Below are 18,888 nucleotides of genomic sequence, written 5' to 3'. Positions count from 1 at the left end.
ATCCTCCAGCACCCGCCTTGCTGATGTCGACCGCCGAGATTCCGGCTGGGTCGCGCTCATCGCCCTTTGCTCCGCGTCCAGATCTTGCGCATCGTCCACCGGTCTACGGCGCCCCAGCTGTACTTGTAGGCCTCTTGTCCGCGCAGAAAATCGAACTCTTCCGCGCCTTCGCAGATCGCCTGCCTTATCGCTTGGCCGATGAGCAGCGCGCCGGGACTTTCCTCGGCATAGGCCGGATCGAAGCCACCGAGGTAAGCGCAAGCGCGGCCCCGATGATGGAACCCGTAATAGGCGCCCACGATCGCGTTACCGATCGTGATAAGCCAGCATCGGGCAAGTACCTGTGCGACCAGCTGCGGCAGCGCCTGACGGTGGAATGCTTCCACGCGGGAATCGGACAGAACGCCGTCGCCGTGTCCGGCCCAGCGCGCGCGGTGAAGGCGGATCAGGTGGTCGAGGAATGTCTGCGGATCGGACAAAGCGGGTTCGATGGAGACACTGCCGCGTCTCGACGCGGCCCTGTGGGCGCGGCGCAATTGGCGCCTCCGCCGCGCCGGAACGCAGCCTTGAAGCGTCTGGTCGCCGGCGAGGGCGAGCACCGGGCAAGCGGCGTGACCGACGGCTTGGCACGATTCGAGCGCGGCATGCCTGATGGCAAGGCCGGCGCCGCCGGGAGGCAGGTCCTGCAAGATCCACTGTGACCAGCCGACGGAAAGAACGGCGCCACCGATGACTGCGCCGACCGGTTCGGCGATCTCGGGAAGACAAAGGACATCCAGATAGTCGCTCAACGAAATGCCGAGCGGAAGCAATCGCGCGCCGGCGTCGTGGCGTTCCAGATAGAGTGGCGCCAGGCCGACCAGATCGTCGCCACGCCAGATGGCGACCGTCGCTAGCTCGCCGGGAGCAAATGTCCGCCACCATGGCAGCAACCATGCGGGAGACTGGAACGGCGTCGCCGAGGGACTGCGCGACCAAAGTTCCCACCAGTGCGGCTCGAGGGCTTCGAGGTCCGCCGGATCGTCTATGATCTCACTGCGGAGCATGTCGCGCTCACTTTGCCGTCGCGAGCTGCCCGCTGTCTGTGCCGAGCCGTGCCAGCGCCCGATAGGCGTCCATGTAGGAGGAAACCATGCGGTCGAGTGAAAAGCGCCGCCGCGCCTCGGCCCGGCACGTCTCGGGGTCCAGGCTGGGTGCGGCAGCGATGGCTTCGGCCATCTCGTCGACATCCCCGACCAGATACCCGGTCTTGCCGTGCTCGACCACATCCGGCAGTGCGCCATTCGGGAAGGCCACCACGGGGGTGCCGCAGGCGAGCGCCTCCATGGCGACGAGCGAACTGGTTTCCGCGGCAAGGCTCGGGATGACTAGGCAGCGGGCTGTGTTCAGCAGGCGCCGCTTGGCGACAAAGCCGAGCGGACCAAGGAAGCGGCGGCGGTCGTCCAGCCGGGGTTCGACCTCGTCGCGAAAATACGCTGTGTGCGTTTCATAGGGGTAGACCTTGCCACCGATGACCAGCGGCACGCTGGCCTTCTTGGCTGCGTCCAGCGCCAGATGGATGCCCTTTTCCGGGCAGACGCGGCTGAGCACGAGCGCAAAGTCGTGTTTGGCCTGCGGTTCGCTCAGCGCGTCGACGTCCACCCCGTTGGGGATCGGTTTGATCAGCCTGGCGCCGGGTGGTGCGGTTCTTTGCTGAGCCGCCGATACAGCATGCAGCCACAGATCGTTTCGCGTCGGACTAAGAGCGTCGGCCGGATACCAGTCGAGCGGCAAATGCAAGGTCACCAATGTCGGCCCGTCGCCCGGCAAATAGGCGTCGAAATCGATGCCGTGCAAATGGAACACGTCGATCGGCCAACGCGCGCGCGCGGTAGCAATTGCGGCGCAATGAGCACGCTGCGCCCGGTGCCTCGCCGCTTCATCGAGCACGCCCGGTTCGGCCGGCGTCTCGATGAGGACACCCGCAGCGCTCGAGCCCTGGCAGCCGATCACGATCGAGCGGTGTCCGGCCTGTACGAGCGCCTGGTCCAGCATCGACAGCACCTGCTCGGCACCACCGACCGCATCCGGCCCGACCGGGGCGAGGGGATAGGCGACGTTGAGGACGGTGAGCGTCATGGCTGGGCGGGGCCGAATCCCGTCACGCTGCGGAGGCGCGCAGCCTGCCGACCGAAGGGGCAGCGATGCTGCCGGCATATCGGCGCGTCATTGCCGCGCAGAAGTCGGCGAATTCCTCCGGCACCAGCGGCGGACTGCTGTGGTGCGGCATCATTCCGCGGTGTTCCGGCGTGAAGCAGAAAGTAACCGTCACGTCGAAGTCGGCCAAAGCCTCCATCTGCCGGTCGAACCAGTCAAGTGCGTTCGGCCTGAAGCTGTCGGCCCAGGAAAGCCCGGTGCGCAGATTGGTGACGCCGAGCCGTTTCATCCAGGCGACGGCGTCACCCAGCCGGTGATCTTCGAAATGGAACCACTGCACCAGTCCTAATGCCGGCGTGTGGTGCAGGAACTCCTCGAGCGCGGGCTTTGGCGTGCCGTCCTGGCGGAGCAGGCCCATGTAGAAATGGCGGTAGTAAGACGAGCCTTCCGCCTCGCGATGGCGCGTCGTCGCTTCCCACTCGCGCGGCAGGTCGTAGAGGCTGTACCATTGGATGCGCGGTGCGTTGCCGATCAGCAATTCCGCGGTCCGGCGCAGGCCCCAGACCTGTACCTCCTCGGCGCCGAAGGTCGACACGCCGACCTCGCTGACCCATACCGGAAGATCGGTGACAGCCGAAATCTCGCCGATCTTCTGCGGCCATTCGTGGATCTGCCAGAGGTTCCAGTCGAGCGGAAAGCCGTGCACGGCGACCGCGTCGACATGATCGAGCACGCCGAATTCCTTCATCCGTGTCATGAAGCCGGCATCGATTGGCGAGATGCCGCCAAGGACTTTGGTCAAGGCCGGATTCTCCAACGCGATCGCGTCGGCGGCCAGGATTGCCGTAGCGGCGAAGCGGCTCCAGTCGGGGTCGAGCTCGGGATTCCAGTGGGATTTGTTGTTGGGCTCGTTCCAGATCATCGCGGCTTCAATCATTTGTCGGTCCTTTCGACGGGTAGACGGCGCCGCCGCCGGCCGGTACGTCGGCGGTGCGGCAGAAATAGACCTCCTGCTCCGGTTGCAGCACGATCTCGAAGCCGGCGCTGCGCAGCATGGCTTCGGTGCAGGCGCGATTGGGAATCCACCAGTTGGTCGGGTCGTCGGCATAGCGATGCTCGATGAAATGCAGCTTTGGGAACTCCGGCCGGTCGAACAGATCGTGGGTCCAGAAATGATAATTCTGCTCGAGCGCCGGCACGTTGGTGCTGCCGCGCTGCATCGACTGGAAGATCATCAGGTCCCGGGCGACGTGCTCCCGGATCAGATCGAGTGCGAGCAAGGGATGGCGCAAATGGTAGAGCACCCCCATGAACAGCACGATGTCGAACCGCTCATGCAGGGCGCCAACGTCGTAGACCGAGATCTGCCGGAATTCGATGTCGCAGTCTGCTACCTCAGCGGCAAAGCGCGCCTGCGCCAGGTAAGCCTCATCGAAATCGATGCCAAGCACGCGGCCGGCGCCGCGGCGTTTCATCTCGATCGAATAGAAACCCGCATTGCAGCCTATGTCGAGCACCGCCTTGCCGGAAAGATCGGCGGGAATGGCGTCGGCGAATTTGCGCCATTTGATCAGTGGGTAATTGCCGAGGAAATGATCGGGAGCGGTTTCGACGCCGGCCAGTTCCATATTGTGGAACCATGGGCCGAGCGCATCGATACGGCGGCGGATTTCGGCATCGGAATGCAGCATGGCTAGCCTCCTTCGCCTGCGAGGACAGGGACGTGCTGGTGGCCGGGCCGCGTATTGGCGACTTGGTCGTCCTTGGTACCGCCGGCGCTTTCAAGCAGGCGAAGTGCGGTGCGGTAGCCGTTGAAGGTGCCGACGTCGACATAGGCGGTGCCAGCCTTGATGCCATAGGCATCGCCTCCGGCGGCGAGATAGGCATTGACCAGCGTGCCGATATATTCGTCGCACCGGTCCCGTTCCCGCCACAGCGCGGCGAGCTGGTGAAGGGTGCGGCCGGGCATCTTGAACGCACCCCAGATCCAGTTCGATTGGGCATTCTGCTGCTTGACCTGGATTTGCTTCACCCGGTCGTCCTGGTCGACAACGACGGCATCGAAGAACTCCGGCTGGTCCACCGGAAACAGCAGGAAGGACAGGCCGTCGTCCGGGAGGGCCAGGAAGCCGTCTTCGGGAAACCAGATTGTATCGGGCAACCCGACCAGAACGGTCTCATCGGCTGTGACGAGCGGTGCGGCACGGAAGATGGCGTCGCAAAGGCCGACCGGAGAGGGCTGCACCACAAACAGCGCAGTCGCGTCGGCATAGCCGGCAGAATAATATTCGAGGATATCCGACTTACCCGAGCCGATGACGAAGCAGATCTTGTCGGCCCCCGCGCGCACCATGCGGCGCACCAGGTATTCGCTGACCGCGCAAGGCCGCTCGGTGTTGCCGTCGATGCGGCTGCCGACCGGCAGAAGCTCCTTCGAAAAGCCGAGCGGCTGGATGCGGCTTCCCCGTCCGGCTGCGGGCACGATGCCCAACATCAAACTGCCTCCTTCAACGGCTCGCCATGCGTGGAGCCGTGCAGTGCATCGGACAGGATGCGGTCGAATTCCTTCGCGCGCCGCGCCGAGGTGTGTTCGTCGAGCACCCGCTCGCGCGCTCGGCGGCGGATCGCGTCAAGCTCGGCGTCGGACAGGTCGAGCGCGGCGACCACGTCGTCGGTGCTGTTCGCCACGACGATCTCTTCGCCGGGCCGGAAAAAGGCCTCCAGTCCCGGCCATGTGTCGCTCACCATCGCGGCACCGCAAGCGGCAGCCTCGAACAGCCGGCCGGATGGGCACCAGCCCCTTTCTGCCATCGCCTCGCGGGTCACGTTCAGGGTCAGCCGTGATGATGAAAAGAAGGCGGGGTGGTCGGCGGGCGGCAGATGCCGGACGAAGAAAATATTGTCGCTCCACGGGAATTCCTGCGGATATTGTGCGCCGCCAATGATGAAACGGCGCTCCGGCAGGCGCGCAGCCGGACTGACCAGCAGCCTCTCGACCCCGGCCTGGCGGTCTGCCGCATAGGTCCCGAGATAGGAAAGGTCGCCGGCAAACTCCGGCCTGGGCGGGGCGGGCCGGTGTCGCTCTGGATCGACATGGCCGTAGAGCGGCATGACGCGGCGCGCACCCAGCATCGACCTCAATGCGTCGATCGCGGTTCCTCCCGTGTAGCTCAGCACGAGATCGAAATCGCGAAGCCCTTCCGGCCCGAAATAGGCCGGAGGCTCACCTTGTTCGATCCGCGCCAGCGTCACCGGCGTATCCAGATCGTAGAACACCTTCAGCCCGCGACAGGCCTGGTGGGCAAGGCGCGACGCGCTCACGGCATCGGGGCAATAGGAGGTGACGATGACCACATCGGCCTCGTTCATCGCCTGCTCGGCAACGCGCTGGATGTCCTGCCAATCCGGGTAAAGGACGAGGTTGCCGCCATCCAACTGGTCGAGGTCGCGCGTCCCGGCATAATAGGGAGTGTTGCGTTCGAAGAAGGTGATAGACCAGCCCAGCCCGGCCATCGCCCGGATCAATCCGCGCCACAGCGTGGCGTGCCCATTGCCCCACGACGATGTCACGGTAAGACCGAAAATGACCATGCGCATCCGGCAATTCCTCGTCAGGCAGCTTCGTTGAGTCTGATCAGGTTCGACCCCCAGTCCCCCCAAACAACCGTGGTGATCGACGCTGGGTCGATATCGAAGCGAAAGCAGTTTCCCAGCGACAGGCCGAGCACCTTGCACACGGCGGCCTTGATGACGTCGGCATGGCTGACCAGTGCGACGCCCTGGTTCTGGTAGGTGCCGCGGACCTGCTCGATCAATGAGACGACGCGTTGCTGCACGTCCAGCATGGTCTCGCCGCTCGGTGTTCTCGCCTGCTGACGCCGGTCGTTCCACACCCGCCAGTCGGCATCCTGGTTCAGCTCTTCGAAGGTCTTTCCCGACCAGGTGCCGAAGTCGATCTCATCGAGTTCCTCGCGGATCACGATTTCACCGGCATTGCAGGCGAGCGCGATCGGATTGGCAGTCTCCTGCGTGCGTTCGCGCGGGCTGCAGAAGATTGCCGCTATCGCCTCGCGTGCCATGCGGTCTGCCAGATGCGAGGCCTGTGCCTTGCCGGCTTCGCCGAGGCAAACGCCGGCCATCCGTCCGGCAAGATAACAGCCGACATTGTCGTGCGCGGCGTGGCGCACCAGAAAGAACGTCGTCGTCATTCCGCCGCATCGAGCATCGGCTCGTCCTTGCCGGCGATGAAAGAGAGCGTGCGCTGGCGGGCTTCCGCGTCGGTGAACTGCTCGGGCGGCGATTTCATGAAATAGCTGCAGGGACCGGTCAGCGCGCCCGCGATACCGCGGTCGAGCGCCAGCTTGGCGCAACGCACCGCATCGATGACGACGCCGGCCGAATTGGGCGAATCCCACACTTCCAGCTTGAGCTCGGCATTCAGCGGCACACCGCCGAAGGTCGTACCTTCGACCCGGATATAGGCCCACTTGCGATCGGTCAGCCACGGCACATGGTCGCTCGGCCCGACGTGAATGTTGCCGGGCTCCAGGGGAACGTCGATCTGGCTGGTGACGGATTGCGTCTTTGAGATCTTCTTCGATTCCAGCCGCTCGCGTTCCAGCATGTTGAGGAAGTCGGTGTTGCCGCCGAAATTGAGCTGGTAGGTGCGATCGATGCGCACGCCGCGCTCGCGGAACAGGTTGGCGAGCAGCCGGTGGACGATCGTCGCACCGACCTGGCTCTTGATGTCGTCGCCGATCAGCGGCAGGCCGTGCTGCTCGAAGCGCCGGCGCCACTCCGGCCGCGAGGCGATGAAGACGGGTATGCAGTTGACGAAGGCACAGCCCGCCTCGAGCGCGCACTCGGCATAAAAGCGCGTTGCCTCCTCCGAACCGACAGGCAGATAGGACACCAGGATTTCGGCGCCGCTTTCGGCGAGGATCTTGCCGACGTCGGCGACCGGCTCGTCGGCCTCCGCGATCTCGTCGCGCAGATATTTGCCGATGCCGTCCAGTGTCGGCCCGCGTTCGACGCGAACGCCGGTAGCCGCCACATCGGCAAAGCGGAAAGTATTGTTCGGCGCGCTGTAGATCGCGTCTGCCACATCGCATCCGACTTTGCCCTTGGCGACATCGAAAGCGCAGACCACCTCGATGTCTTTGACATGGTAGCCGCCAAGATCGGCATGCATCAGCCCGGGGATGGGCTCATTGCTCCTTGCGTCACGGTAATAGGTGATGCCCTGAATAAGGGAGGAGGCGCAGTTGCCGACGCCTACTATTCCGATCCGAACTTTCTTCGATCCCACGAAACCGCTGCCTATGCTGTTGAAGGTAAGTTCTTCGTGCCAAACCACCTGCCTCGCTGATTGTTCCTTGCCGGCTGCAAAAATCGTGCAACCGATGGTGGATCAAAGTAGCGCTCGCCGAGTTGTGCAGTGAGGCCAACCGGGACGGACAATGATCGTCTATGGCGACCACAAGCGAATGCAGAGCGCGCAACATGTTCGCGGCTCGGCCTGCAAAGCGGCCGAGCACATTGCGGACATGCCAAGTGGGATCGAACGCCACGCAGCCCTGGTCGGCCTGTTCATCAAGATCTCGGAATTGGTCCAGGGGCTTGCCGATGCTGAATTCGAGGCCAACGGCATGGACAGGAATTCCCGACAACGGATCGCGGGCGCAAATCTCCTGGTCGGCTTGGCCCGGGACGTGGGCAGATCGTGGGCGGCCGGATTCGCCATCGACGGCCCGGTCGATGCCGAAGTGCCGCGAATGCTGGCCGAACTCGATTGCGATGGCGAAATCCTCATCGGCACGGCCGAGGGCTACGCCCATTACGCGCTCTATCCGGAGAGCTATTTCGTCGCCGCACGGCAGTCGGGTCTCGATGCGAACACATGCGTAATCGGCATCCGCAGCATCGGCCTGGGGCTTGCAGCGATGGTGGCTGCAGCCATCGGCGCACCGGCACCCGTCAGCGTCCGTCCGACCGGTCATCCGTTTCGCAGGCGGCTTGCCGCCGATCCGGAACTGATCGGCGGCTGGAGGACAAGGCCATCGGCCCATTTCGCTGTCGTCGATGAGGGCCCGGGCCTGTCCGGCAGCTCGTTTCACGCAGTCGTCGCATGGCTGCAAAGGCTGGGCATCGATGCCAGGCGCATCCATCTGTTCCCAAGCCATTCGGCTGGCCCGGGCCCCGAGGCATCGACGAACAGTCGGGAGGCATGGACGGTTTGCCAAAAACACAGCGTGGATTTCGAACGGACTTTCCCCGCTGGATCCGCTGTCCCGACGTTGCGGGATTGGGTGGCCAGGACGATCGGCAGCACAGCGGTCAACTTGACCGAAATATCTGGCGGAGAGTGGCGTCGCTTTCGAGACAGGACGGAGGAACATTGGCCACCTGTTCACCGCGGCTTCGAGCGGCGAAAGTTTCTTGCTTCTGCGGGCCGGGAAAAATGGTCGGTCAAATTCGTCGGCCTCGGTGAAATCGGAATGCACAAGGCCGAGACTGCCAGGAGGCTGAATGACGCAGGCTTTGGCCCGGACATCGCCGGGCTGTGCCATGGCTTTCTCGTTGAACGCTGGATCGACGGTACAACGCTGGAGCGGGCAAGGCATTCGAAAGAAAAAATGGTCGCTCATCTCGCGCGCTATCTGTCCTGGCGCGCAGCCAATCTGCCCGCCTCCGAACAGGGCGCCTCGCTGGAGGCGCTTGCCGACATGGCCGTGCGGAATACAAGTGAGACGCTGGGCGAAAGCCGCGCGGCGGAGCTGCAGACCTGGTTCTCGAAACAGGCTCCGCCCAAGACCATGCAGCGGGTCGAGATCGACGGGCGGCTTCATCCGTGGGAGTTCATCCTTTCGCGCGGCGGAACGCTGGTCAAGACGGACGCCCTCGATCATTGCCGATCGCACGATCTGATCGGCTGCCAGGACATCGCCTGGGACATTGCCGGCGCCCGTGTCGAGTACAGCCTCTCCGACGCGGCGACTGCAGCGCTTTGCAAGGCTGTGGAAGCGAGAGCCTCCCGTCCCGTCGATGCCAATCTGGTCCACTACTACGAGCCCTGCTATCTCGCCTTCCAGCTTGGCTTGTGGAGCATGGCTGAGCGATCGGGCGATGATCGGGAACAGATCCGGCTGGCCGCCGCGGCAAGACGTTACGCTGCCGCGCTGCTTCGTTTCCTGGAAAGCCAAGGCGACCTGCCGCCGCTCGAGCGGGATCAGTCCAGCCGGCGCAGCATATCCGCTTCCTTTTCGAGGATGGCCGCTACCTCCTCGCGCTGAAGATGCGTCATCATCAGGCTCACACAACATTCCAGATAGGTGATGGAGGCGCGCCGCAGGAAGGCAGCCGTCTCCTTTGCGGCCATTTGTTCGATGTCTTTGGCGGATCGCTTCGGATGCACAATCGTCTCCATGCCGGTACCTTGGCAGAACCAGAAGCTGGACAGGTTGTTCCCGCGACGAGAAAAAGTGACCAAATCCGAGACGACGGCGCTTTCCGTCGTGACCAAGCAGCGGCCAGACGCTCCCCGCCTTCAGGCCGGCATGTTTTGCAGCCGGCCTGATGCAGAACGCACGGTGGCGGCAATTCGACGTCTTCTGTCGATCATCTGCGCCGTCTCAAGCTCGGCAAAATAGCCGATTGTGCGCACCAAACCCTGCCTGAGCGGCACTTTTGGCGACCAGCCGAGAAGCTTCCTTGCGCGGGAAATGTCGGGTTGCCGACGACGAGGATCGTCTTGCGGCAGCGGCAGGAATTTCAAGCCCGATTTGGTTGCGGTCATGTCTCTCACCAGGCTCGCCAGTTGCAGGATGGTGAACTCCCCCGGATTGCCCAGATTGACGGGCTGGCGCGGATTGGGATCGACCTCCATCAACCGGATCAAGCCGTCGACCAGATCGGAAACGTAGCAGAACGACCTGGTCTGCAGCCCGTCGCCGAATATCGTCAGCGGCCGTCTCTCGAGTGCCTGCATGATCAGATTGGAAACGATCCGTCCATCCGCAGGATCCATCCTGGGACCATAGGTGTTGAAGATGCGCGCTACACGGATATCGGCCTTTCCCATTCTCAAATAATCGAAGCACAAGGTTTCGGCGGTGCGCTTGCCTTCGTCATAGCAGGCGCGGGGACCGATGCAGTTCACGTGGCCGACATAGTCTTCCTTCTGCGGATGCTGTTCGGGATCGCCATAAATTTCGCTGGTGGACGCCTGCAGGAAGCGGGCGCCATTACGGGCGGCGAGCTCCAGCAGATTGAGCGTCCCGATGACACAAGTCCGCGTCGTGTGGACCGGGTCGGCCTGGTAACGCGGCGGCGAGGCCGCGCATGCCATGTTGAAGATGCGATCCACCGGTTCGCCAAGCTCCAACGGCCGGCAAATGTCTTGCTTGATCAGCCGAAAATCCGGACGATCGGCGATCGATGCTATGTTCTCCATGCGGCCGGTAAGGAAATTGTCGACGCAGATCACGCGCCAGCCGGCCTGGAGCATTGTCTCGCAAAGATGCGAACCGAGGAAACCTGCGCCGCCGGCGACAAGCACGGTCTTGGTCCGTTGCGCCTTTCTTGATAGCTGCATCTCTATCTTCTCCCGTCTGCGGGTCATGCTGCGCTCTCGACGTCCAGATCGAGAACAGAACGTGGCGATTTGGTCTGCGCCAGCAGCGAAACGAATTCGCGGGCTCTTGCGATGCTTGTGTGAGCTGCGAGGATGAGCACGCGCGCCTGCCTGGCCATGGCAAGCCGGGCGCCGTCGGATTCCCCAGACAGGATACCGATTACGTCCTCCGTCCTGCGCGCCGTGTGGATCGTCCGCTCTGGAAACAGGCTGTCCAGTCCGGCCCAGCTATCGCTGATGATCGCCGTGCCGCAGGCGGCTGCCTCGAAGAGGCGCACGCTGGGCGACCATCCGGCCGCGATCATGGAACTGCGCGTGACGTTCAACGTGTAGCGTTGGCGGCTGTAAAAGGCGGCGTGATCTGCCGGCGGCAGGTGTTCGATGCGATCCACATTGTCCGGCCAGGCGATTTCGCGCGGATATTGCGAGCCTGCCACGACGAAGCGGCGCTCCGGCATGCGACGCGCCGGTTCGAACAGCAGGGCTTCCAGCGTCGCCTGGCGGTCGGGGCTGTAGGTGCCGAGATAGCCGAGATCCCAGCGGATTGGATCACCGGTTCCGTGATGCCGTTCCGGGTCGACGGAGCAGTAGAGCGGCTCGGCCCGCCTCGCGCCGAATTCCGCCGTCAGACGGGCAAGCGTCGGCCCGCCGGTGAAGGAGAAGTAGACGTCGAAATACGGGACCTGCCGCCTGGCAATGTACTCGCAATCATCGGCCGAAAGCTTTGCCAGCGTGATCGGAGTGTCGATGTCGTAGAAGCAGAACTGACCCGTGCACAGCGATGCCACGACGTCGATGATTTCAGGGCCTTCGGGAACGAAGGAGCCGACGACCACGATATCGGCATCGCGCAGGCAGCGCGCAAAATTGCGGCGAAGATCATCGATCGTTTCATAGTAGCGCAAGGCGCAGAAATCGGGATCGCGCAGATCCCGGTGACTTGCGTACCACGGCACGTCGCGTTCGAGAAAGGTGACGCGGTGACCGAGTTCGTGGAGACCTTTAAGCAGCCCCCGAAAGGTGGTGGCGTGGCCGTTTCCCCAGGATGAGGAGAGCGACAGGCCAAGAAAGACGATGTCGAGCGGCTTTGTCATTCGGCCGCCTCCACGGTCGGACGCTCGAAATGGCGCCTGAAGATGGCGTCGGCTAAAACGGCACGTGTCGTATAGGTATGTTCGCCAAGCACGCGCCGAAGCGCCGATGTTCCGATCGCCTTAGCCCATTCGGCACTAAGGCTTTGCATGATCTCGGCGACGTCCTCGCCATCGCGCGCGACCAGGATTTCCTCGCCGGGTTTCAGGAACAGGTCGACGCCGAGCCAGGCGTCGGTGATGAGGCATGCGCCGGCGCCCGCCGCCTCAAAAACGCGCGTCGCAGGTGAAAAGCCATTGGCCGCCATGCTGTCGCGGCTGATGTTCAGCACCGCTTTGGCCGTGACGTTCAATGCATTGTGGTCGCGCGTGCCGACATGGCCGAGCCATCGGACATTGGCGGGCATCTGCTTGTCGCCCCAGCCCGATCCGCCGAGCAGGAAGCGCTGATCGGCCGAGCGGCCGGCCGGGTCGAGGAAGAAGGCCTCGACGCGCGCCTCGCGGTCCGGCAGCCGGTTGCCGAGAAAGGCGAGATCGCAGGCAAAGCGCATGTCCTTGCCGACCGGATGATGCGTTTCCGGATCGAGCGCGTTGTAGATCGGCACGCATTCGGCCGCCCCCATTGCCCGATAGGCCCAGACCACCGGGTCGCCGCCGCCATAGGTCAGCACCAGGTCGATTTCCTGCAGCGCGCGATGCAGCGGATGATCGGGCTCGTCGCGCAACTGGCCAAGCGTCGCCGGCGCATCGACATCCCAGAATACGGTGAGCGCATCGGCACGGGCGTGATCGAGCACCGCCCGCAACAGCGCGTCGTCGGCGAAACCGACGCCGCTTGCCTTGACGACGATATCTGCCTCCGCCGCCCGCGCCGCCACCTGCATCATGGCATGCGGAGTGGCCTCGTAGACGACGACGGCACACCAGTCCGGCGCCGCGATATCGCGGTTCTTCTGGCGATCGTAGACGTCCGGCTCGTAGAAGGTGATGTCATAGCCGAGCCTTGCCAGGGCCTTGAGCAGTCCGCGGTAATAGGTGGCCGCGCCGTTCCAATAGGACGACAGCAGGCTCGACCCGTAAAATGCGATCTTCATTCGGCGGCCTCCTTTGCAAGGATCGTGTCGGCGGCTTGGCGGTGCCCGCATTCGGCGAGCACGCCGAACAGCTCATTCGCCCGGTGCCGGCATGTGTGCCGCAAGCGGATGGTCTCGAGGCCCGAAGTCGCCAGAGAGGCGGCGAGATCCGCGTCGTGCAGCACGGCGCGAAGATGACGCCGCATCTCGGAACCGTTGTTTGCAAACAGAAAATCTACGCCGGGCCTGAACAGGCGTTCGACATCGGACCACGGCGCCGAAACCAGCGGGATGCCGCAGGCGAGCGCCTCGAACATACGGATGGTCGGGATGCCTGGCAGGCTTTCGCGGTATGGACGCCTGGGGATGTGCACTGTGATGCGGTTTGCTGCAAACGCCTTCGGCACGTCGGCGTTGGCGATCCAACCTTCGTAGTGCAGGCCGGCGGCCGCAAGGTCGGCGAGCGCTTGCCGTGGATAGCGAACGCCGTGGACAGTGCCGCTCAATCCGAGCTCACGCACCGGCTCGACCAGGAATTCCCTGATTTCGGCGCTGCGCTCGTCGTCGCCCCAATTGCCGATCCAGATCAGGTCGGCGCAGCGCTCGATTTCAGGATGGGGCTCGAACAGATGGTCATCGGCTGCCTCGTGCCAGGTAAAGACCCGCTTGCCCCATCCGGCGCGAAGATAGCTTTCCCGCAGCGCCTCGCCGAAGGCGAGCACGCCGTCGTAATGTTCAAGCTGCAAGGCAGAAATCGCTTGCGTGGCCGAGATGGCGCGATGGTGCGTGTCGTGGAACAGCAGCGTGAAACGGCCGCCAGTTGCTTTCGCCTTGCCCAGCCGCGCAACAAGGTCCGGCTCGGTCCACTCATGCACGATCACCACATCGGCATCGGATATCCAGGCTTCGTGGTCGAAAGCGGCATCGTAGGTCACCGGCATCAACTCGGGGAAATCCTTCCGGAATCGCTCGATCGCGAAGGACCCTTTCTCGGCTACCAGGTTCGACCGGCTCCAACCGTCGGCGGGTTCCAGCGCGATCGCCTGGTGCCCGCGCGCGACCAGCTCGCGCATGATGCCGCGCAGGAAATGTGCGTTGCCGTGGTTCCAGTCGGAAACGATCGAATGGGTGTAGAATAAAAATCGCATAATCAATTATCCGCCATGGTGGCCAGGGCCGCCTTGTCGTAGACGCCGCGCATGGCGGTCGCCTGCCTTGCCAGTGAAAATCTGCGGCTTCGGCGCGCCGCCGCCTCACCGAGCTCTCGCCGGCGCTGCGCGTCATTGCAAAGGCCATTGATGCAGCTGGCGAGATCACTCGGATCGCGCACGTCGTAGAACAGGGCCGCGCCGTCCCACAGTTCCTGGTAGGTCGCGATATCGGCGAGCACCAAGGGCGTTGCCGACATTGCGGCTTCCAGCGTGGCCAGGCCGAACGGTTCGTAGAGCGACGGCGATACGAAGATACCGGCCCGAGCCATCAGCGAGCGCACTTCCTCATGTGGCACCGGCCCGAGGGGAACGGCGCCACTGAAGCCAACATGCTGGCCGTCCGGGCCTTGCAAGGAGCCGGCGACGAAGACCGGCCATTGCGTCAGGGAGGCGGCTTGGTCCAGCACCGCCGCATTCTTTCCTTCGTCCCACCAGCGCGCGGCGGCGAAAACCACCGATTCCCGCCTTTCGCTCTTGGCGCCGGGCCGCGCCCCGTTGCCGACGACGCTCAGGCGGGCGATCGGCCCGTAGCAGGTTTCGAGCATGTCGGCATGGCTGCGGCTCGGCGCAACGACAATGCCTGCTTTGTCGAGACCGCGCCGGTTGCGGTCCTTCTGCCAGGCCCATTCGCCGTCCACCGCCTGTCCTTTGACGGCGTGGAACCATGTCACCACGCAGGAATGCGACACCGCCACGACGGGGCAAGGCACGTCGAGCCCCGCGGCCTGCGTCGGCGCGTTGAGATGGACGATGTCGATGGCGTAGTCACGTAGGAGTGGGTGCAGCTCCTGCTGCAATGTGTCGAGGTCGTGCTCGTTACGGGTCATCCAGTCGGGCGGCGTGTTGAGCCATGTCAGGGTTGCGAATGACTGGGCCTCCTCCGCCTGCTGCCTGGACGGTTCCGGACCAAGCCCGGCAAGCACGACGCTGTCGCCGCCGGCGACCAGTTGCCTGGCCAGATCGAGCGCATAACGCCAGACGCCCCCAACGGCATCGACAGTCATCAGGATACGCCGCGGCCGCGGGCTCAGTGTCCGCAACATGTGGCCTCCAATTCGGCCAGCGGACGCGGCCGCTTCTCCTGGATGTCGCTGAACGTTCGGAAGGATGCGAGATAATGTTCATGCGCGCGCTCCCAGGCGAGATCGTCCGGCTCGCCCCAAAGTTCGCGGTAGCTCGGCGAACTCGGATAAGGATAGAGCGGCACCGGTTCGTTGGCCCAAACGCCGTTGTCGATCAGGTGCTTCCGCCAATAATCGACGAGCGCGGGATCGTCCTCGACCACGCCGATCAGATTGGCCTGCACGAACGGCACGTGGCGCCTTGCGTCGACCAGCAACGCGGCCAGCTCCTCGGTGCCCAAACGGCAGCGTTTTGCCAGCATGGCGCGGCCTTCCACCGTCAGGCTTTCGAGCCCCGCCTCTATGGAGACGCAGCCGGCGGCGCCGAGCAGTCTCAGCAATTCCGGTTTCCAGAGGTCGATACGGGTCTGCACGCCGAACTTCACATCGCGATCGACCAGCGCCTCCAGCAAAGCCTTTTGTGGCAGGAATATCTCGTCGATGAAGTAGATGTAACCGACACCCTGTGCGATCAGCCGGTCGATCTCGGCGATCACCGCCTCGTGGTTCCTGCGGCGGTAAGCATCGCGGAAATCGATCTTGGCGCAGAAGCTGCAATTATACGGGCAACCGCGCGACGCTTCGACCTCCGCTCCGAAACCGACCTGATCATCGTCGAAGCGATGATGGTGGTGCGAATGGGCGGCAATCCAGTCCGATGGCCATTCGAGCGCTGGGTGATCGATGAACGAGCTCGCATGGACGCCGCCGTTCGAGACCAGTTTTCCATGCTCGAATTGAGCGGTGGACGGCACCGCGCTCCAGTCGTCGCGCCGGGCAAGTTCAGCGACCACTTCCTCGCATTCGCCGCGCACGACGATGTCGACGCCAAGCTTGCGTAATGTCGGCGCCGGCGTCGCAGAGCCATGCGGACCGACGGCGACGGCGCGGCCGCCGCGCCCGGCAAGATGGTTGAGGAAATCGGCCGGCACGCGCAACTCGGGCGGTGCGCAACGCCAGAACAGATAGGTCGGCGCGGTGCTGACGACGGTCATGTCAGGCTCGAATGCGGCGACGCGATCGGCGAGCGCGGCGTTGTCGAGCTTCTGGATCTGCCCGTCCAGCATCAGCACCTCGTGGCCGGCTGCTTCGAGCAGCGCTTTCGAATAGCCGAGTTCGAGCGGCAGATGCGGCTGGCGGCAGCCGAAATAGATGCTGTCCTGGTACGTCCAGGACGGATTGACCAGAGCGACCCTCATGCCACGTACCTCGCCGGTTCGGGATGCGGGTCGAGGCGATGACGCTGCAGCCAGTCGGCGAGGTCGCGGATGCCGTTTTGCCACGGGACGTGCGCTTTCCATCCCAGCGCCGCCTCGATCGCGCGTGTGTCGGCGACGAAGAACGGTTGGTCGCCGGTGCGTTCGCGGTCGTAACGGATCGGAACGTCCCGTTTCGTTATGTCGCGAATCTCCTTCAGCAGCATGCGCAGGCTGACGGCGTTTTCCGGTCCGCCGCCGAGATTGAATGCTTGGCCCCTGATCGCCTCGATCCGGTCGAGCACGGCGCGATAAGCCGCGACCGCGTCGGCAACGTGGAGGATGTCGCGCACCTGCTTGCCATCACCGTAGATGGTGATCGGCCGGCCGGAGAACGCGTTAAGCAGGAAATGGGCGACCCAGCCCTGATCCTCCGTCCCGAACTGGCGCGGTCCATAGATGCAGCTCATGCGCAGCGCCGCCGTCGGCAGATCGTATGACTTGGCGTAGTCGAGGACATACTGGTCCGCTGCGCCCTTGGAGCAGCCATAGGGCGTGCAGAAATCGAGGCCGCGCGTCTCGTCGACGCCGTGCGCTCGGATGCCCGCGTCGCGAGGCGCGTATCTGCCGTCTTCTTCGCGCATGGCAAGGTCGGCGAGGCGGCCATAGACCTTGTTGGTGCTGGCGAAAACGACGGGGATGCGCTTGCCGCTGCGGCGAGCCGCTTCCAGGACGTTGAACGTCCCGCGCAGGTTGATGTCGAAATCCTCGTCCGGCCGAACCAGGCTCGTGGTGACGGCGGTCTGCGCGGCAAAGTGGAAAACCGCCCTCGAGCCTGCCACCAACGGCGTGAGCGCCTCGGCGTCACGGACATCGGCGATTTCGACAGCGAGGCGGTTGCCGTGCTTTTGCGTCAGCCATTCCAGGTTCTGCTCGACGCCGGGACGGCTCAGATTGTCGATGACCAGCACCGGCTCGCCGTCCGACAACAGGCTGTCGGCGAGGTTCGAGCCGATGAAGCCGCTGCCGCCGATAATGGCGACGGGCGCTTCGCGAAAATTGCGTGAATCCGGTCTCATGATACCAGCCCTCGCGCTTCGAGTTCCCGCTTCATCTCGGCGCTGCGATCGATGGCGACCGTGTTACGCACCCAGGCGACGAAATCGCCGAGCGAATGCTCCAGCCGGTGCTGCGGCTGGAAGCCGAGCAGTTCGCGCGCCTTGGAGATGTCGGCAAAGCAGTTGCGGATATCGCCGGAGCGTGCCTTGCCGAGGATTTCCGGCTGGCGCCCAGGCACGCCCATCGCTTCGGCGAGCAGCCGGGCGACGTCGCTGACCGGGTAGGCCCGCCCGCTGCCGATGTTGATGACGTGGCTTCGCGCCTGGGGCTGTTCCAGCGCCAGCCGGAAGGCGCGGGCAACGTCGCGCACGTGCACGAAGTCGCGCTGCTGTTCGCCGTCCTCGAAAATCAGCGGCCGCTGGCCATTGGCGATGCGCGAGGCGAAGTTCGCCAACACGCCGGTATACGGGTTGGAGAGTGCCTGTCCGGCACCGAAGACATTGAACAGGCGCAGCGCCACCGCATCGACGCCATAGGCTTCGCCGAAGATCAGCACGGCTCGTTCCTGGGCATATTTCGTCAGCGCGTAGATCGAGGCGAGGTCGACCGGTTTCTGCTCGTCGGTCGGCAGCGGCAACAGGACTTCTCCTTCCGGCGAGAGGGGATTCCATTGGCCGCTGCGGATGTCGTCCGGCTGCCGTCTTGCATTGTCGATGCGCCGGCCGTCCGGCGTGGCATAGAGACCCTCGCCATAGACGCTCATCGACGACGCAACGACGATCCGTTCGATCGGCCGTTTGATCAGTGCCTCCAGCAACGTGGCGGTGCCGAGGTCGTTGGCGCCGACATAGCGGGCGATCTCGTACATGGACTGGCCGACGCCCACTTCAGCCGCCAGGTGAATGATCGCGTCGACATCGTCGACCGCCTCTGCGATGGCGTCGCGATCACGAACGTCGCCTTTGATCAGCTTGGCGCCTGGCGGCAGGCTGATTGCCTCGCCGCCATGCACCTGGTCCAGCAGCGCATCGAGAATTGAAACCCCATAGCCATGTTCAACGAGTTCCTGGGCGACGTGGCGGCCGATAAAACCGCAGCCTCCCGTGACCAGTATACGTTTCACGACAACTCCTCATACGAATGGCTTTGCCGCCCCAAACTTCCGGGCGAAAGGTTTGTTCCCTTGCTTCAACAAAGTTCAGGAGGCTCGCCGGGGTAGGTTCAACCAGGCGTGGGAACATCGAAGGCTGCTTGGTGTTAGGAGCCATGTTCGACCAACCGCGCACATGCCGGGCAGCGATGCATCTGCTGGTTGTGTGGAGGCAGACCGGCAACGCGGGGGTCTCGCGGTCTGCGGTGGAATCGAAGG

18 protein-coding genes are annotated in these 18,888 nt (G+C 63.9%); 1 reads left to right on the top strand and 17 read right to left on the bottom strand.

Annotated elements, in window-relative coordinates; genetic code table 11:
* Window positions 1–56: 56 nt before the first annotated feature.
* The 8 genes from NKJ28_RS06050 to NKJ28_RS06015 are packed head-to-tail and all read right to left on the bottom strand — an operon-like array spanning window position 57 to window position 7,444.
* Entirely contained in the window at window positions 57–1,046 is a 990-nt protein-coding gene (locus NKJ28_RS06050; protein ID WP_031211613.1) for a GNAT family N-acetyltransferase, read from the bottom strand.
* 7 nt (window positions 1,047–1,053) lie between these two features.
* The gene (locus NKJ28_RS06045; protein WP_352634549.1) at window positions 1,054–2,118 is read right to left on the bottom strand and encodes a glycosyltransferase family 4 protein; all 1,065 of its coding nucleotides are present in this window, start codon (window positions 2,116–2,118) and stop codon (window positions 1,054–1,056) included.
* A 22-nt stretch (window positions 2,119–2,140) separates the two neighbouring features.
* The gene (locus tag NKJ28_RS06040; protein WP_352634547.1) at window positions 2,141–3,073 is read right to left on the bottom strand and encodes a glycoside hydrolase 5 family protein; all 933 of its coding nucleotides are present in this window, start codon (window positions 3,071–3,073) and stop codon (window positions 2,141–2,143) included.
* Entirely contained in the window at window positions 3,066–3,827 is a 762-nt protein-coding gene (locus tag NKJ28_RS06035) for a TIGR04290 family methyltransferase (protein ID WP_352634545.1), read from the bottom strand. Before NKJ28_RS06035 ends, NKJ28_RS06040 begins: the two co-directional genes overlap by 8 nt.
* Window positions 3,828–3,829: 2 nt before the next feature.
* Entirely contained in the window at window positions 3,830–4,630 is an 801-nt protein-coding gene (locus NKJ28_RS06030; RefSeq protein WP_352634543.1) for a nucleotidyltransferase family protein, read from the bottom strand.
* Window positions 4,630–5,733: a CgeB family protein gene (locus tag NKJ28_RS06025; RefSeq protein WP_352634541.1), complete on the bottom strand. Its 1,104-nt coding sequence runs from the start codon at window positions 5,731–5,733 to the stop codon at window positions 4,630–4,632. Before NKJ28_RS06025 ends, NKJ28_RS06030 begins: the two co-directional genes overlap by 1 nt.
* A gap of 14 nt (window positions 5,734–5,747) precedes the next feature.
* Window positions 5,748–6,344: a histidine phosphatase family protein gene (locus NKJ28_RS06020; protein ID WP_352457423.1), complete on the bottom strand. Its 597-nt coding sequence runs from the start codon at window positions 6,342–6,344 to the stop codon at window positions 5,748–5,750.
* A complete protein-coding gene (locus NKJ28_RS06015; RefSeq protein ID WP_352634539.1) occupies window positions 6,341–7,444 on the bottom strand; it encodes an inositol-3-phosphate synthase in 1,104 nt (367 codons plus the stop codon). The genes NKJ28_RS06020 and NKJ28_RS06015 overlap by 4 nt, the downstream gene beginning before the upstream one ends.
* A 151-nt stretch (window positions 7,445–7,595) precedes the next feature.
* On the opposite strand from NKJ28_RS06015, the gene NKJ28_RS06010 reads away from it, so the two are divergent.
* Window positions 7,596–9,428, top strand: coding sequence for a hypothetical protein (locus NKJ28_RS06010; protein WP_352634537.1), 1,833 nt, complete (start codon window positions 7,596–7,598; stop codon window positions 9,426–9,428).
* Here the strand turns inward: NKJ28_RS06010 and NKJ28_RS06005 are convergent.
* From NKJ28_RS06005 to NKJ28_RS05965, 9 genes are read right to left on the bottom strand one after another with little or no spacing between them, the layout of a single operon-like run.
* The gene (locus NKJ28_RS06005; protein ID WP_352634535.1) at window positions 9,365–9,658 is read right to left on the bottom strand and encodes a hypothetical protein; all 294 of its coding nucleotides are present in this window, start codon (window positions 9,656–9,658) and stop codon (window positions 9,365–9,367) included. The two genes, NKJ28_RS06010 and NKJ28_RS06005, sit on opposite strands and share 64 nt — an antisense overlap.
* 24 nt (window positions 9,659–9,682) lie before the next feature.
* Window positions 9,683–10,729 (bottom strand): UDP-glucuronic acid decarboxylase family protein, encoded by a 1,047-nt coding sequence (locus tag NKJ28_RS06000; protein ID WP_352634533.1) that lies wholly within the window; start codon window positions 10,727–10,729, stop codon window positions 9,683–9,685.
* Between the two features lie 23 nt (window positions 10,730–10,752).
* On the bottom strand, window positions 10,753–11,862 hold the full coding sequence (locus tag NKJ28_RS05995) for a CgeB family protein (protein WP_352634531.1): 1,110 nt from the start codon (window positions 11,860–11,862) through the stop codon (window positions 10,753–10,755).
* On the bottom strand, window positions 11,859–12,953 hold the full coding sequence (locus tag NKJ28_RS05990) for a CgeB family protein (RefSeq protein WP_352634529.1): 1,095 nt from the start codon (window positions 12,951–12,953) through the stop codon (window positions 11,859–11,861). Before NKJ28_RS05990 ends, NKJ28_RS05995 begins: the two co-directional genes overlap by 4 nt.
* Window positions 12,950–14,080, bottom strand: coding sequence for a CgeB family protein (locus NKJ28_RS05985; RefSeq protein ID WP_352634527.1), 1,131 nt, complete (start codon window positions 14,078–14,080; stop codon window positions 12,950–12,952). The genes NKJ28_RS05990 and NKJ28_RS05985 overlap by 4 nt, the downstream gene beginning before the upstream one ends.
* Window positions 14,081–14,082: 2 nt before the next feature.
* On the bottom strand, window positions 14,083–15,186 hold the full coding sequence (locus tag NKJ28_RS05980) for a glycosyltransferase family 4 protein (RefSeq protein WP_352634525.1): 1,104 nt from the start codon (window positions 15,184–15,186) through the stop codon (window positions 14,083–14,085).
* Window positions 15,171–16,463, bottom strand: coding sequence for a TIGR04295 family B12-binding domain-containing radical SAM protein (locus NKJ28_RS05975; protein WP_352634523.1), 1,293 nt, complete (start codon window positions 16,461–16,463; stop codon window positions 15,171–15,173). Before NKJ28_RS05975 ends, NKJ28_RS05980 begins: the two co-directional genes overlap by 16 nt.
* Window positions 16,460–17,539: an NAD-dependent epimerase/dehydratase family protein gene (locus NKJ28_RS05970; protein WP_352634521.1), complete on the bottom strand. Its 1,080-nt coding sequence runs from the start codon at window positions 17,537–17,539 to the stop codon at window positions 16,460–16,462. The genes NKJ28_RS05975 and NKJ28_RS05970 overlap by 4 nt, the downstream gene beginning before the upstream one ends.
* Window positions 17,536–18,642: an NAD-dependent epimerase/dehydratase family protein gene (locus NKJ28_RS05965; protein WP_352634519.1), complete on the bottom strand. Its 1,107-nt coding sequence runs from the start codon at window positions 18,640–18,642 to the stop codon at window positions 17,536–17,538. The genes NKJ28_RS05970 and NKJ28_RS05965 overlap by 4 nt, the downstream gene beginning before the upstream one ends.
* Window positions 18,643–18,888: the final 246 nt, after the last annotated feature.

It is taken from the genome of Mesorhizobium sp. M0145, assembly GCF_040322355.1.
Lineage (GTDB): Bacteria > Pseudomonadota > Alphaproteobacteria > Rhizobiales > Rhizobiaceae > Mesorhizobium.
The sequence above is the reverse complement of the archived record's forward strand: the minus strand, read 5'-3'. Positions and strand labels throughout refer to the sequence as shown.